We start from the raw sequence: 16,753 nt of genomic DNA, 5'->3' as shown, positions 1-16,753 counted from the left end.
TGACGAAGTGCGCGGCTCAGGAGGCGATCCGGCAGTTGGGAACAGCTTTCAAGAATTTCTTTGCCAAGCGCACTGGCTATCCGACATTTCACCGCAAGGGGGTCAATGACCGGTTCACGTTAAGCAACGATCAAATTGAGGTGCAGGACAAGCACATCCGGATCGCGAAGCTGGGGTGGGTGCGCATGCGTGAGTGTCTGCGTCATCAGGGCCGCGTCGTCTCGGCCTGCATCTGTCGCATTGCCGATCACTGGTATGCCAGCATCACCGTCGATACGCTCGAGGAACGATTACTGCCGCCATCCGAAAACCAAGGCGCGGTGGGAGTCGATCTCGGCGTGAGCAATCTGGCGACGCTCTCCACTGGCGAAGTGTTCACAGGATCGAAAGCGCTGCGATGTGCACAGAAACAGCTGCGCCGACTAGCCAAAGCTGTTTCGCGCAAGGAAAAAGGATCGCACAACCGCCACAAAGCCAAGCGCAAGCTGGCGCGGCAACATGCGCGGGTCAGGAATATTCGCTCGAACGATTTACACCAGGCATCGACGAGCATCACGCGACGCTTCCACACGATCGGCATCGAGGATCTGAACGTGAAGGGAATGCTGGGCAACCATTGCCTGTCGCGGGCCATTGCCGATATGGGCTTTGGCGAGTTTCGCCGTCAGCTGGAGTACAAGGCGGAACGGCGTGGTGGGCAGGTCGTCGTGGTCGATCGCTGGTACCCGAGCAGCAAGACCTGTTCGTGCTGCGGCGTCAAGATCGAGACGCTGACCCTGGCGCAGCGGCACTGGACTTGCGACGCTTGCGGGGCCGCGCATGACCGTGACGTGAATGCGGCGATCAATCTGAGAAACATGGCGGTGAGTTCCACCGTGTCAGCCTGTGGAGGGGAAGGCGCTGGCCCTGTGCGCGAGCGCAGGGTGAAACCGGCCCCTGTGAAGCAGGAATTCAACAGCAAGGCGAGCTTTAAGTAGTATCAGGCAGCTTTGCGTAAGTTTGAAAGAACGGTTCCTTCAATGTTTGAGGATGAGGGAGGGGGTGTCCGGCCGTTCGCGGTCCGCCGCCGGGTCGCCGGCGCCATCGACCAGCTCGTTGGCCGCCGCCTGTTCTTCGCCGCGGACGTCGGCCCTGGCGTCGGGCGCTTCCTGCAGCAGCACGTGCTGCGGACGCGGCGCCATCGAGATGCCGAGGTCGGCGAACATCTGCATCGCGTCCAGGTTGATGGCCTGCTGGGTGTCCATGTAGAGGTCGAAGCTCGCATCCAGCATGGTGTAGACAATCTCGTATTCGATCCAGTTCTGGTCCACGGTCTTCAGGTGGGCGCGGTCGAAGCGCACCTTGTCGCGGCACTTGACGATCTCGGCCAGCATGCCCGGCACCTTGCCCGCCAGCCGCGGCGGCGTCGCCGGGCTGGCGCGCAGCGCGAACACGATGCGGCGCGTGGTCATGCGGCGGAAGTTGTAGACGGTGCTGCGCAGCAGCTCTGCATTGGCGACCACGATCTGCTCGCCGCCCAGGGCGCGCAGGCGGGTGGTCTTCAGGCCCACGTGCTCCACCGTCCCGGAATAGTCCTTGGCCGAGATGAAGTCGCCGACCTCGAAGGGCTTGTCGACCGCGATCGACATCGAGGCGAACAGGTCGCCCAGGATGTTCTGCACGGCCAGCGCGATGGCGACGCCGCCGATCCCGAGGCTGGCCACGAAGGTGGTGACGTTGATGCCGAGGTTCGACAGCATGGCCAGCACGAACACCACCCAGACCGTGGTCTGCAGCAGCCAGATCACCACCGTGTGCGCGACCGTCACCTGCTGGTCGACCGCGCCCGGATTGTGCGCCAGGAAGTAGCGGCGCGAGGCGATCTTGACGGCGCGGTGCAGGAACATCGCGATCTGGATGCCGAGCGTGAAGAACCAGAGGTGGCCGAGGCGCGTGTTCCAGGGCTCGGGCAGGTCGAGCACCGACAGGCCGATCAGGATCGCGGTGGCGACGATGGCCAGGGCGCCGGTATGGGCCAGGGTCTTGCTGAGCACCTGGGCGATGGTGCCGTGTTCGCGGTCGGTGCTGAGGGTGCCGAGGCGCTTCCTGAACATGATCAGCGCGCCGTGCATCAGGAGGTAGCTCAGCACCGCGGCGCCGAGCGCGAACAGGGCGTTGGGCAGGGTGATGTCGAGGGAACGGAAAAAGTCGATGAAGTGGAAATCCAAGCCGGGCTCCTTTCGGATGGAGCCGGCGCCGGCCGCGCCAGCCGCATGGAATGCACTCAATGCATGGGGGCGCGCGGCGGGCGGCGCCGGATGCGGGGCACAATCGCCCCGCAGGCCGGCAGGCTGTTCTGATGACCTGCCGGCGGATATGGGAGACGGTAGCGGTGCCGCCGTCCGTGCAGACACGCGGCCCGCGGGTCGATCAATGGCGTTTCAGGTGCTCGCGCACTTTGTCGGCGCTGGAACCGACCTGCTTGACGGCGCGTTCCAGCTCTTCCTTGCTCACGCCCAGCGACTCGGTCCAGTGACGGACTTCCCAGTCCTCGCTCATGTTGATGCGGGCACGATCCTGGGCGCCGCGGTTTTGCAGATTGTCGGACATGATGGGCTCCTTTGTAACGGGTTTGACCTACTATGCCCCTGCGACCTGGTGGAGTCCGTTAGGCACTTCACCTTGCCGCATCATTTCTGCCTGGTAGTGGAGAGGCCAAAAAGTTCCCTGTCAGGATGGTTGACGCTTGAGCGACATCAGCCGCCGGCGCTTTAGACTGCGATGCCTTTCCAGCCAAACTCATCTGTCAGCCATTCGTCAGACCCCTGGCCGAGCATCGCATGGTCACTACCGCACCAGCCCGGTGCGTCCCGGAAAACTTCTCTGGAGACAGACCATGACTACTCCTTCCAAGCGGCGCGCTCCGGCGCGCACCCTGCTGGCCCTGGCGGCCGGCGCCGTCCTCCTGGCCGGCTGCCAGTGGCCGCGCGGCGGCCCGGTCGACCAGCTCAACGACCTGCACGGCCCGGTCCGCGACTTTGCGGTGGAGCTGCGCGAAGGCACCAATATGGCGGCCGCGCCGTCGCCGGACGGCCGCCGCATCGTCTTTTCGGCGCAGGGCGCGCTGTGGGTGATGCCGGCCGGCGGCGGACGCGCGCTGCGCATCACCGACTACCGGCTGGAGCCGACCGCGCCGGTATGGTCGCCCGACGGCAAGCGCATCGCCTTCCAGAACTACGCGCCGGAGGGGAACTTCCATATCTGGACCATCGCGCCGGACGGCCGCGACCCGGTCGAGATCACAACCGGGCCGTTCGACGACCGCGAGCCGGCCTGGCTGCCCGACGGCAGCGGCCTGGTGTTCTCGTCGGACCGCAGCGGCGACGGCCAGTACAAGATCTGGCGCGCGCCGCTCGCCGGAGGCGCGCCGGTGCAGCTGACGACCGGGCCGGGCGCCGAGAGCAATCCGGTGGTGTCGCCCGACGGCACCCGCCTGGCCTATGTCGACGGCGCCAACGTCGTCACTGCGCCGATCGCGGGCGGCGCGCCGACCGTGGTGGCGCCCGGCGCGGCGCCGGCCTGGAACCCCGCCGGCACCGGCCTGGTCTACCAGAACGCCGCGCGCCAGCTGGTGGTGAACGGCATCGAGGTCACCGCCAACGAGGACCTCTTCCCCTTCCCGGTGCGCTTCCTGCCGGACGGGCGCTTCCTCTACACCGCGGACGGCAAGATCCGCACCCGCGCGCCGGATGGCGCCGCGCCGCGCGACATCGATTTCCGCGCCACCTTGCTGCTGCGCCGGCCGGCGATCCGCAAGGGCAAGGACCGCGGCTTCGACGATCCGGACACGCGCACCGTGGCCGGCATCAGCGCGCCGGTGCTCTCGCCCGACGGCGGCAGCATCGCCTTCGGCGCCCTGAACGACATCTGGGTGATGCGCATCGGCGAAGCCCCGCGCCGGCTGACGAACGATGCGGACCGCGACCTCAATCCCCAGTGGACCGCGGACGGCGCCGCGATCTACTTCTCGTCCGAGCGCGCGAATGCGGGCCAGCTCGCGGTCGACCAGGTCGACATCGCCAGCGCCGCGCGCACCCGCCTGGCCGCGATCCCCGGCCGCTCGATGGCCACCCCCAGGCTGTCGCCGGACGGCGCGCGCATCGCCTACACCACCTTGTCCGGGCAGCTCGAGATCTGGACCCGCGCCACCGGCGCCTTCGAGGTGATCATCCCTTCGCTGAGCACCCAGGTCAGCACGCCGCAGTGGACGCCGGACGGCGCGCGCATCCTGCTGGTCGACAACGAGCGCATCAACAACCGCTTCCGCGAGGGCTACAACAAGCTGCGCGTGATCGACCTGGCCACCCGCCAGGCGCGCTTTTACGAAGTGGCCCCGGCCCCGCGCCAGATCGCCGAGCGCGACGAGGGCGCGGCGGTGCTCGCGCCGGACGGCCGCCACGTCGCCTTCATCATGGATTCGCGCCTGCACGTGATGCCCGTCGGCGCGGACGGCGCGCCCACGGGCCCCGCGCGCCAGGTGAGCGAGGACGTGGCCGACCTGCCGTCCTGGGGCGGCGACTCGCAGACCATCCTGTACAAGTCGGCGGAGCGGGTGCGCAGCGTGCGCCTCGACGGCAGCGCGACGCGCGAGGTGCCGGTTCTGCTGACCTGGCGCCAGGCCATCCCCGCCGGCCGCACCGTGATCCACGCCGGCGCGCTGTGGGACGGCAAGGAAAGCACCCTGCGCCGCGAGGTCGACATCGTGGTCGAGGGCAACCGCATCGCCTCGGTCCGCCCGCACCGCGAGCACGCGCCCGGGGTGAAGGTGGTCGATGCGAGCGAACTCACCGTGATGCCGGGCCTGATCGAGACCCACCTGCATCCGCTGACCCTGTACCAGGGCGGCCAGTTCGGCCAGATCGCCCAGCTGATGCTGTCCTACGGCGTCACCAGCGCCCAGTCGGTGGCCGGGCCGCTGCACCAGAGCGTCGAGCTGCGCGAGGCGCTGGAAGCGGGGAACCTGCTCGGGCCACGGCTGTTCGTGTCGCCGCCGCTGTGGGAGGGCAACCGCCTGTTCTACAACTTCGCGCGCACCCTGCGCACGGTAGACGTAGCGGACATCGAGATCGCCAAGGCCAAGCGGATGGATGCCGACTTCCTCAAGAGTTACGTGCGCGCCCCGATCCCGGTCATGGAGCGCATCGCGCAAGGGGCGCTCGACCTGCGCGTGCCGAGCGGGACCCACATGGTGCAGCCGGGCGCCGCCACGGGCCTGGGCGGGACCACCCACCTGTCGGCCACCCAGCGCATGGGCTACGGCTGGTCGAAGTCGCTGGCGCGCGCGATCACCCCAGGACGCGGCCGACGTCTACGGCAAGGGCAGCTTCCACCTGATCGACACCCTGTTCTCGGCCGGGGTGCTGGCGGGGCTCGACCCCGACATCGTCAGCGACCCGCGCTTCATCCTGGTGCCGCCCAACTTCGTGACCAACCTGCAGAATGCCCAGCCGCCCACGCCGGCCCAGATCGCGACGCTGGTCAACGACGCCACCCAGCAGGCGCGGGTGGCCGCCGCCGGCGCCCTGGTCGCCAACGGCACCGATTCGCCGCTGGTGGTGCCCGGCATCTCGCTGCACCTGAACCTGCGCGGCGCGGCCATGGTGCGCGGCAACCTGGCGGCGCTGCAGTCGGTGACGCGCGACGCGGCGCGCATCGCCCTGGTCGGCGAGGATCTCGGCACGGTCGAGAAGGGCAAGCTGGCCGACCTGATCGCGGTGCGCGGCGACCCGCTGGCGGACGTCAACGCGGCGGAGGCGGTGCAGTTCGTGGTCAGGAACGGGCGGGTGATCACCCAGGACGAGATCCTGGCGCCGGCGCGCACGCCGCAGCAACTGGAGGCGCGGCGCCAGGCGCTGGCGGCGCAGGAGCCCCTGTGCCGCGACGATCCCGGGCATGGCGCGGAAGGTGGCGGCCACGCGCATTGACAATGCATCGCTGCTGGCTCCTCCATCGCGTTTTGAGGTAACCTTGCCACATCGGCAAACTGGAGGAGTACCCGCATGACCTACGAAACCGCCCAGCCCGAACGCAGCGCGATCGACGCGCTGCCGGGCACCGTCGTTCTCGATTTCGGCGCCAACTGGTGCGGCTACTGCCTTGCCGCGGAGCCGCTCATCAAGGAGGGCCTGGCCGGCGTCCAGGTCCGCCACGTCAAGGTCGAGGACGGTCCCGGCCGCGCGCTGGGCCGCTCCTTCCGCATCAAGTTGTGGCCGACCGTGGTGGTCATGAAGGATGGCCAGGAAGTGGCGCGCGTGGTGCGGCCGGTCTCGAGCGACGAGGTGCGGGTGGCGCTGGCCCGGGCGGGCGGCGCATGAGCGGAGCGGTACCCGTACAGCCGGCGAACAAGCCGCGCACCGTCCTGTTCGCGAGCCTGATCGGCACCACCATCGAGTTCTACGACTTCTATATCTACGCCACCGCCGCGGTGCTGGTGTTCCCGCAGCTGTTCTTCCCGGCCGCCGACCCGGCGGCCGCCACCCTGCAGTCGCTGGCGACCTTCGCCATCGCCTTTTTCGCGCGCCCCGTCGGTTCGGCCGTGTTCGGCCACTTCGGCGACCGCATCGGCCGCAAGGCGACCCTGGTCGCGGCCCTGCTCACCATGGGCGTCTCGACCATCCTGATCGGCCTGCTGCCGACCTACGCGTCGATCGGCGCCGCGGCGCCCCTGCTGCTGGCGCTGTGCCGCTTCGGCCAGGGCCTGGGCCTGGGCGGCGAGTGGGGCGGGGCGGTGCTGCTCGCCACCGAGAACGCGCCGCCGGAAAAACGCGCCTGGTACGGCATGTTCCCGCAGCTGGGCGCGCCGCTCGGCTTCTTCCTCTCGGGCGGCACCTTCCTGCTGCTGGACCGCCTGATGAGTGACGCCGCCTTCTTCAGCTGGGGCTGGCGAATTCCCTTCCTGGCCAGCGCGCTGCTGGTGCTCGTCGGCCTCTACGTGCGCCTGAAGATTACCGAGACGCCCGACTTCCAGAAGGTACTGGAGCGCGGCGAGCGGGTCAAGGTGCCGGCGCTGACCGTGCTGCGCGAACACCGGCGCGAGCTGGTACTGGGCACCCTGGTGGCGCTGGCGACCTTCGTGGTGTTCTACCTGATGACGGTGTTCGCGCTGAGCTGGGGCACGAGCAAGCTCGGCTTCTCGCGCCAGGAATTCCTGGCCCTGCAGCTGGTGGCGGTGGTGTTCTTCGGCCTGACGATCCCGCCGTCCGCGATCCTGGCCGACCGCTACGGACGGCGCACCGCGATGATGCTGGTGAGCGCCGCGATCGCCGTCTTCGGCCTGCTGTTCGGGCCCCTGTTCGGCGCCGGCACCATGAGCAGCGCCGCGGTGTTCATGGTCGCCGGGATGTGCCTGGTCGGCTTCACCTACGGCCCGCTCGGGACCCTGCTGGCCGAGATGTTCCCGGCCGAGGTGCGCTACACGGGCGCCTCCCTGACCTTCAATTTCGCCGGCATCCTGGGCGCCTCGCTGGCGCCTTACATCGCGACCTGGCTGGCCACCAGCTACGGCCTGGCATCGGTCGGCTGGTACCTGAGCGGAGCGGCGCTCCTGAGCCTGGCGGCCCTGCTGCTGGTGGGGAGGCGCGGCGCCGCGAAAGTAGCCGCGGCGCGCTGAAAGAAAAGGCGCGGACCGGGCGTCCGCGCCGCGCGCATCAGAAGGAATACACCATCGTCAGCGAGGTCTGGGTATCGGTGTTCTTCTTGCCCGGGGTGACGCTGGTGTCGTTGCGGGCCGAGAAGCCGGCCTTCATCTGCATGGTCGAATTGATCTTGGTGCTGAGCGAGGTCTCGGCCACCGAGTGGGTGTTCGAGGTGCCCTTTTCGACGCTGATGGTCTGGGCGAAGAAGGCCGAGGGGCTGACCCGCCAGCGGAACTGGGCCGCGCCGCGCACGGTCAGGCCATTCTCGTCCTCGCCGGTGTCGCGTTCGCCCGCGAAGTAGCCCGGGCCGATCTCGACGTCGAGGGTCTTGTCCGGCGCGCTCAGGATCTGGCGGCCATGGCCGATCGACAGCGAGGAGTAGCGCGTGTAGGCGCCGAAGCGGTCGTTGACGTGGGAGCCCAGGATGAAGGCGCGGGTGTTCGCGCCGAGCAGCTTGTAGGAAGCCTTGGCGGAAGCGGCGAAGCGCTCGGCCGACTTGTTGCGTTCCTTGTTGCCGTCCTCGTCCTCGTATTCGTCTTCCTTGAAGAAGCCGCTGACCACGAACTCGTGACTCCACTTGGAGGTCTCGTGCCGGGCGTCGATCTTGCCGGTGATCGAGGTGCCGGTGGTGTTGCCGGAGGTGGCGATGGCGCCCAGTTCGGCGGAGGTGAACCAGCCGCCTTCGGGAATCTTCGGCAGCGCCACCCTGAGCGGCCCGTGCACGTCGATGACCTGGGGCAGGTCGTCGTCGGCGTGCGCCACGCCATGCATGGCGAGGAAGGCCAGCGCCAGGGAGGAGAGAGTAGTCTTTTGCATCGGATTGCCTAGCTTGGATTACGCAAGATCGGCGACATTGTATCCCAAAGGCAGCGCGAAGCGATTCTTTGTGACACATTTAAACGCTGTTTAACGCCTTTTTACGCAAGCGGGATAGAAGACTCAAGTCCCTGCCTCAGGTACCAACATAAGCAATCTTGAAAGCAAACAGCGCCGCGATCACCCACACCACCGGCGCCACCTCGCGCGCGCGGCCGGTGAGGAGCTTGAGCGCCGCATAGGTGATGAAGCCGAAGGCGATGCCTTCCGCGATCGAGAAGGTGAAGGGCATGCCGAGGGCGGTGACCGCCGCCGGGATGCTTTCGGTGGAGTCGCCCCATTCGACGTCGCCGAGGTCGCTCAGCATCAGGCAGGCCACGAACAGCAGGGCCGGGGCGGTGGCGTAGGGCGGCACCACGCCGGCCAGCGGCGCGATGAACAGGCAGGCCAGGAACAGCACGGCGACCGCGATGGCCGTCAGGCCGGTGCGTCCGCCCGCCTGCACGCCGGAGGCGCTCTCCAGATAGGCGGTGGTGCTCGAGGTGCCCAGCACGCTGCCGGCGACGATGGCGCCGCTGTCGGCCAGCAGCGCCTTGTTCAGGCGCTCCATCTTGCCCTCGACCAGCAGGCCGGCGCGGCGCGCCACGCCCATCAGGGTGCCGGTGGCGTCGAACAGTTCGACCAGGAAGAACACCAGCACCACGTTCAGGATGCCGGCGGACAGGGCGCCCGGGATGTCGAGCTGGAACAGGGTCGGGTCGATGCTCGGCGGCGCCGAGAACACGCCCTTGTAGGTATTCCCGCCGAAGAAAAAGGAGAGCACCGTCACCAGCACGATGCCGATCAGGATCGCGCCCTTCACCTTCAGGCGGTCGAGCGCGACGATGGCGAGGAAGCCGACCACCGCCATGATCGCGGCCGGCTGGTGCAGGTCGCCGGCCTTGACCAGGGTCGCTTCGCTGGCCACCACGATGCCGGCGTTCTTCAGCGCGATCAGGGCCAGGAACATACCCAGGCCGACCGTGATCGCGACCCGCATCGACTTCGGGATGCCGTTCACGATCATGCCGCGCAGGCCGAGCAGGGTGACCACGATGAACAGGCAGCCCGAGATGAACACCGCGCCCAGCGCCGCCTGCCAGGTGATGCCCATGCCCAGCACCACGGCGTAGGCGAAGTAGGCGTTCAGGCCCATGCCGGGCGCCATCGCGATCGGATAGTTGGCGTACAGGCCCATGACCGCGGTGCCGAGCGCCGCCACCAGGCAGGTGGCGACGAACACCGATTCCCTGGGCATGCCGGCGTCGCCGAGGATGGAAGGGTTGACGAAGATGATGTAGACCATCGTCAGGAAGGTGGTCAGGCCCGCCAGCAGTTCGGTGCGGACGTCGGTGCCGTGCTGGCTGAGTTTGAAGATCTTGTCGAGCATTGCGCTGCGCTCCCGGTTATTTTGCCGGAAGCATAACATCCCGCCCCTTGCGGCAGCGCGCCATGCTGTCGATGCGCTAACATGTGGCTTCCAACCATGAAGAATTGACGCCATGCCGAAAAACAAACGTCCGCTGCCCCGCACCTCCAACAATCCGCGCGAGCCGGACACCGCCAGCCAGGCCCAGGAACTGGCCGACCTGGCCCTCGCCATCGCCGAGCGCGAGGAGGAGCCGGGCTTCGGCGCGGACGCCGAGCGCGAGGAAGAACTCACGAGCGCGGTGAGAAAACTGCTGCGCAAGAAGCGCGACGAAGCGCTGTACGAGGCGATCGAGACCGCGCGCTTCACCGATCCGCTGGCCTGCCGCCTGCTGCGCGGGCGCATCGAGGAAGAAGCGGCCACCCTGCGCATCCGCCGCGACGATGGCGAAGTCGAGATCGACGCCTTTTTGATCCCGCTGTTCGTGCGCAGCCCGGGCGGGCTGGTGGCCCAGGAGACCTTCCAGGACGAAGCCGCTTTCGAGGAATTGTCGAACAGCTTCCTGGCGGGCGGCCTGGAAGGCGGCAAGGGCAGGCTGGTGCTGATCCAGCACGCCTACGACCTGGCCGAGATCGACCACGTGTCCTTCTCGACCCTGCAGGAGATGCTGCGCGAGGCGGCCGCTTCGCTGCTGGAAAAGAAGCTGCAGCCGGCGCCCACCATCGAGGCCAGCATCCGCGGCTGGACCGGCGAACGCTTCGCCCCGGACGACTCGGCGGTCGAGCTGCGCTTCCTGCTGGGCTTCTCGCTCAAGCGCCTGGACGACCCCTTCTATGCGATTCCGGCGGACGAAGCCGAGGCCGACGCCTGGTACGGCGCGCGCGAGGAGCGCTACCGCGCCTGGACCTTCAAGGCCGCGCCGCTGGTGCGCCGCTGCCTGGCCGCCGACCCCGAGCGCGTGCACGTCGACTTCCTCTACCAGGACCTGTTCTACGGCGCCAAGGAGCAGGGCGTGGCGGAACTGTCGACCCTGTCGACCCTGTCCGAGGTCGCGCGCACCCTGGCGGCCAAGGAGCTCGACGCCGACCAGGTGCACGCCGCCGTGGCCCCGGTCGACGCGGGCGAACATATTGTGCTGCGCATCAACCTGTACGCGCTCGACGGCGGCCGCCCCTGGGGCACTGTCGAGACGGCGGTCGACCTGGCGGCCGACCTGACGGTCGAGGTGGACAACCTGTGCGACGCCCTGCTGGCGCTCGGACTGGAGGGCGTGTCGGTGGCCGATGGCTTCAGCGAGGACGGCCATGCCGAAGGGGCGGAGCCCTTCCAGCCACGCTGACGGGCTTGGTATTTGCGGGATATTCCTGTTGCACAGGGTAAAAACTACGCTGAAATCTCGTAGTGGAATCTCTCGTGTCAGTGTAGGACGCGGCTTACAGGAGCCTGCTCATCCATACGGTCTCCCCTATGGCAAGGCCGGTACAAAGCCGGGACCGATGTTTCTCGATTTTAATATTGCAATGCACAACTAAAAATATTGGAAAATTTGCATGTTACGATTCCAGAATCCGGTGCGCGCCACGTGTCGCCGGGAACTGGCTTTCGAGAGAAAAACGGCCAGGCTTTGCCAACAAAATAGCGCCACGAAGGCGAAAGGAACTGAATATGCCGACCTTGATCGTGTTTTGCCACCTCCGTTGGGATTTTGTCTTCCAGCGTCCCCAACACCTGATGACGCGTTTGGCGGAACACTACCAAATCCTGTTTGTCGAGGAACCGGTGTACAGCGAAGGGCAGGCATACCTGAAAAAGACGGCGGTCGCGCCGAACATCACGGTCTGCCAGCCGCACACCGCGATCCACGCGCACGGTTTCCATGACGACCAGATCCCGACCCTGCAAACCCTGCTGGCCGACCTCGTGCCGGAAGACGAGCAGCCGGTGGTCTGGTTCTACACCCCGATGGCCCTGCCGCTGCTGCAAGGCCTGAACCCATCGAAGATCGTCTACGACTGCATGGACGAACTGGCGATGTTCAAGAACGCCCCGAAACAGCTGCTGCAGCGCGAAAGCGCGCTGCTGAACATGGCCGACGTGGTCTTCACCGGCGGCCCGAGCCTGTACCAGTCCAAGCGCGACCGCCACGCCAACGCCCACTGCTTCTCGAGCAGCGTCGACGCCAAGCACTTCCGCCAGGCCCAGGACCGTTCCATCTCGCACCCGGAGCAAGCCCACATCCCGCATCCGCGCCTGGGCTTCTACGGCGTGATCGACGAACGCTTCGACGTCGACCTGGTATCGAGCATGGCGGACGCGCACCCGGAATGGAACATCGTGCTGGTCGGCCCGGTCGTGAAGATCGACCCGGCCACCCTGCCGAAGCAGCCGAACGTGCACTACATGGGCCAGCGCACCTACGACCAGCTGCCGCAATTCCTGGCCGGCTGGGACGTCTGCCTGCTGCCGTTCGCGATGAACGACTCGACCAAGTTCATCTCGCCGACCAAGGTGCTCGAATACATGGCGGCCGAACTGCCGTCGGTCTCGACCCCGATCACCGACGTGGTCGTGCCCTACGGCGACGTGGTGGCGATCGCCGACACCCCGGAAACCTACATCGCCGCCTGCGAGCGCATGCTGGGCCTGAGCGAAGACGACAAGGCGTCGCTGGCCAAGCGCATGCGCGAAGTCGTCGCCGGCACCTCGTGGGACCGCACCGCGAACCGCATGCACGAACTGATCGAAGGCGCCGTCGCCGGCAACAAGTCGCGTCTCCTGACCCCGGTGGCTTCGGAAACCGTGGAAGCGGGCGTGGTGAATTCGGACGTCGGCGCCGTCAAGGGCGGCCAGGTGCGCGTCGCCTGAACGACCTGAGTAGTCAATAGTTCGAAGGGCCGGCCGCGGAAGCGCGCCGGCCCTTTTTCGTAGGGTGGGCGCTCCCGCGCCCACGCGTGCAACTACACGGTGAACTGAGGCACTGCATCCATTTCTACGATGGTCGAACGCGTGGGCGGAGGACCGCCCACCCTACGAGGGTGTGAAAAATTCCGCCATGGCTGCGTTGCGCCGTCTCGCCGTACAAGTGTACTGTCTTCGACGGCGCGCCTTGCCCTGGCGGATTTTTCACACCCTCTACGTCAATGCCGCAGCTCGGATCCGAACCGCGGCGCCGGCCACCCGCCCGCCGGATCCTTGGCATCCGCCACCCGCACCACCGACAGCGGATGCGCGAACTGGATCCCTTCGCGCTGGAAGGCGCGGTAGATGCGCAGCAGGATGTCCTGCTGCGCATCCATGTGCAGGATGTAGTCCGGGCTCTGGAAGTGGTACACCACCTCGAAGTCGAGCGACCAGTCGCCGTAGCGGAAGAAGTGCGCGCGTTCGAAGGCGACGTCGCTGCGCGCCTGGACGATCTCGCGGATCATGTCCGGGATCGCGGTGATCTGCGATTCCGCGCTGCCGTAGGCCACGCGCAGTACGAAGGCGACGCGGCGCGAGGCCATGCGCTTGTGGTTGTGGATGCGGCTGCGGAGCAGTTCCCCGTTCGAGAACACGATCTGCTCGCCGCCCAGGCCGCGCAGCCGGGTGGTCTTCAGCCCGATGTATTCGACCGCGCCGAGGGCGTCGCCGACGATGATGAAGTCGCCCACCTCGAACGGCTTGTCGAGCATGATCGAGAGCGAGGCGAACAGGTCGCCGAGGATGTTCTGGGTGGCCAGGGCCACCGCGATGCCGCCGATACCGAGGCTGGCGACAAGGGTGGTGATGTTGAAGCCGAAGTTATCCAGCATCATGAGGAAGGCCACGGTCCATACCACGAGCCGCATCATGAAGAACAGGATGGTGCTGGACGCCTTGCGCGCGCCGTCGCCCGGCGTGGCCAGCAACTGGGCGCGCCAGCCGCGCAGGCCGGTGTCGCCCCAGATCGCCAGCTGCAGCAGCAGCGAAGCCACGGCGATGCGCGAGATCACGAGGCGCCAGCTGTCCGGCATCACCACGAAGATGGCGCCGAGGTGGACCCCGATCGCCAGCAGGAACAGCAGGTAGGTCCGGCGCAGCATGCGCACCGCGAGGTCGTCGACCTTGCTGACCGTGCGCCGCGACAGGTCGCCGAGGCGGCGCAGCATGACCGAGCGGATGAAGTAGAGGGCGGCCGTGGACCCCAGGCACACCCCGAGGGCCATCATCCAGTTTTCGAGATCGTTGTTATGCAGTAGGAACTCCATCCACCACTCCCGCCGGGACATCCGGCAAAAGTGATAGTGTGCGGGGTCGCGCGCATGCGGCGCGCACGCTTCGCAGCGTGACGGCTAGCGAGTACTTAGAACCTGTCCCGGTGGATGGGAGTCGTTCCTGCCGCGCCTGGCAGGCGTGCGCTGCGTTGCTCGTCGTTGCATGGCTAGCCATGCGGCCTCCTCGCGCCTTGCTCACGCCAGCCATGCATCGCCATGAACTTCCCCCCACCTACCGGGATAGATTCTTAGAGCCCGGCCAGCACCGCCTCGATCGCGTCCATGGTGGCCGGCTTGGTGAGATGGCGGTCGAACCCGGCCTCCAGGGTGCGGGCGCGGTCGGCTTCGCCGCCCCAGCCGGTCAGGGCCACCAGCCGCACGCCCGCGTGGCGCGGGTCGCGCCGGATCGCGCTCGCCACCTCGTAGCCCGACATGCCCGGCATGCCGAGGTCGAGGAACACCACCTGCGGCTGGAACGAGGCCAGCATGCGCAGCGCCTGGTGGCCGTCGTTGGCGACCGGCGCGCTGTGGCCGGCGTGGGCCAGCAGGGCGGACAGGGTCTCGGCGGCGTCGCGGTTGTCGTCCACCACCAGCACCCGCAGGCCGGCCCCGGGCGCCGCCGCGTTCGGTGCGGCGACGGGCGCCGGCAGCGGAGCAGCCGCGCCGCCGGCCAGCGGCAGCCGCACCGTGAACACGCTGCCGGCATTGGTGCCGGCGCTGCTGGCCGTGACCGTGCCGCCGTGCAGCTCGACCAGGCTGCGCACCAGCGACAGGCCGATGCCCAGGCCGCCGGCCGCCTGCTGGCGGTGCTCGCCGACCTGCGTGAACATGCGGAACACGTCGTCGAGCGAGTCCGGATGGATGCCGATGCCGTTGTCGGACACCGCGATCACCGCTTCCTCACCGTCGCGCTGGGCCGCCAGCACGATGTTGCCGCCGCGCGGCGTGTAGCGTGCCGCGTTGTTGAGCAGGTTCGATACCACCTGGGTCAGGCGCGTCAGGTCGGCGTCGACCCACAGCGGTTCCGGCGGGCGCTGCACGTCGAGGTGGTGGCGCGCCGCCTCGATCAGCGGCATGCTGGTCTCGACCGCGGCCCCCAGCACGGTGGCCAGGTCGATCCGTTCGCGCCGCAGCTCGATCTGGCCGCGCGTGATGCGCGCCACGTCGAGCAGGTCGTCGACCAGGTTGACCAGGTGGCCGAGCTGGCGCTCCATGATGTCGTGCACCCGCGCCACCGCCGCCGCGTCGCCCGGCGCGCGCCGGATGAACTGCAGGCCGCTCCTGATCGGGGCCAGCGGGTTGCGCAGCTCGTGCGCCAGGGTGGCGAGGAATTCGGTCTTCTGGCGGTTCGCCTCGGCCAGGTCGTCGGCCATGCGCCGCAGCGCGTCTTCCTGGCGCCGGCGCTCGGTGATGTCGTTGAACACCACGGCCACGCGGCGCTGTTCGGCCGGCCCGGTGCGGGTCGCGTACACGTCATACCAGCGCCCCAGTGCGCGCGCCTCGTTGATGAAGCGCACCGGTTCGCCGCTGGCGGCGACGCGGCCGTAGATGTCGAACCAGTGCTGCTCGTGGCGCGGCGCGAACTGGCGCACGGTGCGGCCGATCGCGTCCACCAGGCCGGTCTGCTTGACGAAGGCGGGATTGGTCTCGAGGAAGCGGTAGTCGCAGGGCTGGCCGCCGCTGTCGTACAGCATCTCGATCACGCACACGCCTTCGTCGATCGAATCGAACAGGGTGCGGTAACGCTCCTCGGACAGGCGCAGCTGCTGCTCGGCCTCGAACTGGCGGGTGGCGTCGATGATGACGCCGCGCAGGCGCATAGCCTGGCCGCCGGCGTCACGCTCGACCTGGCCGCGCGCGATCACCCAGCGCCATCCGCCGCCAGCCAGGCGCACCCGGAAGGTGGCGTCATACAGGCCGCCGCCGCGCCCCAGCGCCGCCTCCAGCAGGGCGCGCGTGGGTGCCACGTCGTCGGGATGGAGGGCGGCGAAATAGGCCGCCAACGGCGCGGCTTCCCGCAGCGCCGGATCGAGCCCGAACATGGCGGCCATGCGCGCGTCGCCGATGACCCGGTCGGCGGCGACGTCCCAGTTCCAGACCCCGAGTTCGGCCGCGTCGATGATCGCTTCCAGGCGTGAACGGGCATCCACCAGCGCGTTTTCGGCGCGTCCGCGCTGCACCAAGGCCTCGAAGGCGTCGATGTAGAAGCGCGCCTTGGCGCGCAGGATCACCGGCGACAGCGGTTCGGTCAGCACCGCGACGGCGCCCGCCTCGTACAGGGGTTCGAAGGAGAACGGGGCGTTCTCTGGCAGGGCCAGGGCGACGACCGGGGTGTGGCTGGAGCGGCCATTGCCGCGCACGGCGCGAATGAGGCCGGCCAATGCATCGATCTGACCCGGGAAGCCGAGCAGGATCAGGGCGAAATCCTGCTCGCGCACGAGTTCCATCGCCTCGAGCGGCGAACGCGCGCGCACGATCGATTCGCCCATCACCGCCATCACCTGCAGCACGGCGGGGTCGCTGTCCGGGCGGCCGCATACCAGCAGGACGCTGGCGCGCTCCGGGAATCCGGCGCCAGGCGGGATCGGCGCGGCCGGGGCGGTCATGGCGTCCCCGCGCGATCG

12 protein-coding genes are annotated in these 16,753 nt (G+C 68.0%); 6 read left to right on the top strand and 6 right to left on the bottom strand.

Features of this window, described 5'->3' with window-relative positions:
* On the top strand, window positions 1-977 hold a 977-nt coding region (locus LQ564_RS10970; RefSeq protein WP_231058118.1), incomplete at its 5' end, for an RNA-guided endonuclease InsQ/TnpB family protein.
* A gap of 39 nt (window positions 978-1,016) precedes the next feature.
* Here the strand turns inward: LQ564_RS10970 and LQ564_RS10965 are convergent.
* Window positions 1,017-2,207 (bottom strand): mechanosensitive ion channel family protein, encoded by a 1,191-nt coding sequence (locus LQ564_RS10965; protein ID WP_231058117.1) that lies wholly within the window; start codon window positions 2,205-2,207, stop codon window positions 1,017-1,019.
* Window positions 2,208-2,409: 202 nt separating this feature from the next.
* Window positions 2,410-2,589, bottom strand: a complete 180-nt coding sequence (locus LQ564_RS10960; protein WP_231058116.1) for a DUF3606 domain-containing protein — start codon at window positions 2,587-2,589, stop codon at window positions 2,410-2,412.
* A gap of 2,537 nt (window positions 2,590-5,126) precedes the next feature.
* Between LQ564_RS10960 and LQ564_RS26015 the strand changes: the two genes are divergently transcribed.
* The 3 genes from LQ564_RS26015 to LQ564_RS10945 all read left to right on the top strand — a co-directional run bounded on the left by LQ564_RS26015 (window position 5,127) and on the right by LQ564_RS10945 (window position 7,648).
* Window positions 5,127-5,963, top strand: coding sequence for an amidohydrolase family protein (locus LQ564_RS26015; RefSeq protein ID WP_371873469.1), 837 nt, complete (start codon window positions 5,127-5,129; stop codon window positions 5,961-5,963).
* Window positions 5,964-6,038: 75 nt separating this feature from the next.
* Window positions 6,039-6,353: a thioredoxin family protein gene (locus tag LQ564_RS10950; protein ID WP_231058114.1), complete on the top strand. Its 315-nt coding sequence runs from the start codon at window positions 6,039-6,041 to the stop codon at window positions 6,351-6,353.
* Window positions 6,350-7,648, top strand: coding sequence for an MFS transporter (locus LQ564_RS10945; protein ID WP_231058113.1), 1,299 nt, complete (start codon window positions 6,350-6,352; stop codon window positions 7,646-7,648). The genes LQ564_RS10950 and LQ564_RS10945 overlap by 4 nt, the downstream gene beginning before the upstream one ends.
* 37 nt (window positions 7,649-7,685) lie before the next feature.
* On the opposite strand, the gene LQ564_RS10940 is transcribed toward LQ564_RS10945, so the two are convergent.
* Together LQ564_RS10940 and LQ564_RS10935 are read right to left on the bottom strand one after the other, a co-directional pair.
* Window positions 7,686-8,489 carry a DUF481 domain-containing protein gene (locus LQ564_RS10940; protein ID WP_231058112.1) on the bottom strand — a complete coding sequence of 268 codons (804 nt, stop codon included), beginning with the start codon at window positions 8,487-8,489 and terminating at the stop codon, window positions 7,686-7,688.
* A gap of 136 nt (window positions 8,490-8,625) precedes the next feature.
* Window positions 8,626-9,918, bottom strand: coding sequence for an NCS2 family permease (locus tag LQ564_RS10935; protein WP_231058111.1), 1,293 nt, complete (start codon window positions 9,916-9,918; stop codon window positions 8,626-8,628).
* A 112-nt stretch (window positions 9,919-10,030) separates the two neighbouring features.
* Between LQ564_RS10935 and LQ564_RS10930 the strand changes: the two genes are divergently transcribed.
* Both LQ564_RS10930 and LQ564_RS10925 read left to right on the top strand, forming a co-directional pair.
* Window positions 10,031-11,236: a hypothetical protein gene (locus LQ564_RS10930; protein WP_231058110.1), complete on the top strand. Its 1,206-nt coding sequence runs from the start codon at window positions 10,031-10,033 to the stop codon at window positions 11,234-11,236.
* 392 nt (window positions 11,237-11,628) lie between these two features.
* Window positions 11,629-12,762 (top strand): glycosyltransferase, encoded by a 1,134-nt coding sequence (locus LQ564_RS10925; protein ID WP_231058109.1) that lies wholly within the window; start codon window positions 11,629-11,631, stop codon window positions 12,760-12,762.
* Between the two features lie 272 nt (window positions 12,763-13,034).
* Here the strand turns inward: LQ564_RS10925 and LQ564_RS10920 are convergent, their stop codons facing one another.
* Together LQ564_RS10920 and LQ564_RS10915 are read right to left on the bottom strand one after the other, a co-directional pair.
* Window positions 13,035-14,123 carry a mechanosensitive ion channel family protein gene (locus tag LQ564_RS10920; RefSeq protein WP_231058108.1) on the bottom strand — a complete coding sequence of 363 codons (1,089 nt, stop codon included), beginning with the start codon at window positions 14,121-14,123 and terminating at the stop codon, window positions 13,035-13,037.
* A gap of 254 nt (window positions 14,124-14,377) precedes the next feature.
* Window positions 14,378-16,735, bottom strand: a complete 2,358-nt coding sequence (locus LQ564_RS10915; protein WP_231058107.1) for a hybrid sensor histidine kinase/response regulator — start codon at window positions 16,733-16,735, stop codon at window positions 14,378-14,380.
* Window positions 16,736-16,753 lie beyond the last annotated feature (18 nt).

Origin of the sequence: Massilia phyllostachyos, from assembly GCF_021044825.1 — a bacterium.
GTDB classification, from domain to species: Bacteria; Pseudomonadota; Gammaproteobacteria; order Burkholderiales; family Burkholderiaceae_D; genus Telluria; species Telluria phyllostachyos.
Note: the sequence above shows the minus strand (reverse complement) of the source record. Positions and strands in the feature narration are given on the sequence as shown.

Bases quoted from the DNA above. Each gene is read 5' to 3' on its own strand.
- LQ564_RS10960 (WP_231058116.1), bottom strand. From the start codon at position 2,589: ATGTCCGACAATCTGCAAAACCGCGGCGCCCAGGATCGTGCCCGCATC.
- LQ564_RS26015 (WP_371873469.1), top strand. From the start codon at position 5,127: ATGCCGACTTCCTCAAGAGTTACGTGCGCGCCCCGATCCCGGTCATGG.
- LQ564_RS10950 (WP_231058114.1), top strand. From the start codon at position 6,039: ATGACCTACGAAACCGCCCAGCCCGAACGCAGCGCGATCGACGCGCTG.
- LQ564_RS10945 (WP_231058113.1), top strand. From the start codon at position 6,350: ATGAGCGGAGCGGTACCCGTACAGCCGGCGAACAAGCCGCGCACCGTC.
- LQ564_RS10940 (WP_231058112.1), bottom strand. From the start codon at position 8,489: ATGCAAAAGACTACTCTCTCCTCCCTGGCGCTGGCCTTCCTCGCCATG.
- LQ564_RS10935 (WP_231058111.1), bottom strand. From the start codon at position 9,918: ATGCTCGACAAGATCTTCAAACTCAGCCAGCACGGCACCGACGTCCGC.
- LQ564_RS10930 (WP_231058110.1), top strand. From the start codon at position 10,031: ATGCCGAAAAACAAACGTCCGCTGCCCCGCACCTCCAACAATCCGCGC.
- LQ564_RS10925 (WP_231058109.1), top strand. From the start codon at position 11,629: ATGACGCGTTTGGCGGAACACTACCAAATCCTGTTTGTCGAGGAACCG.
- LQ564_RS10920 (WP_231058108.1), bottom strand. From the start codon at position 14,123: ATGGAGTTCCTACTGCATAACAACGATCTCGAAAACTGGATGATGGCC.
- LQ564_RS10915 (WP_231058107.1), bottom strand. From the start codon at position 16,735: ATGACCGCCCCGGCCGCGCCGATCCCGCCTGGCGCCGGATTCCCGGAG.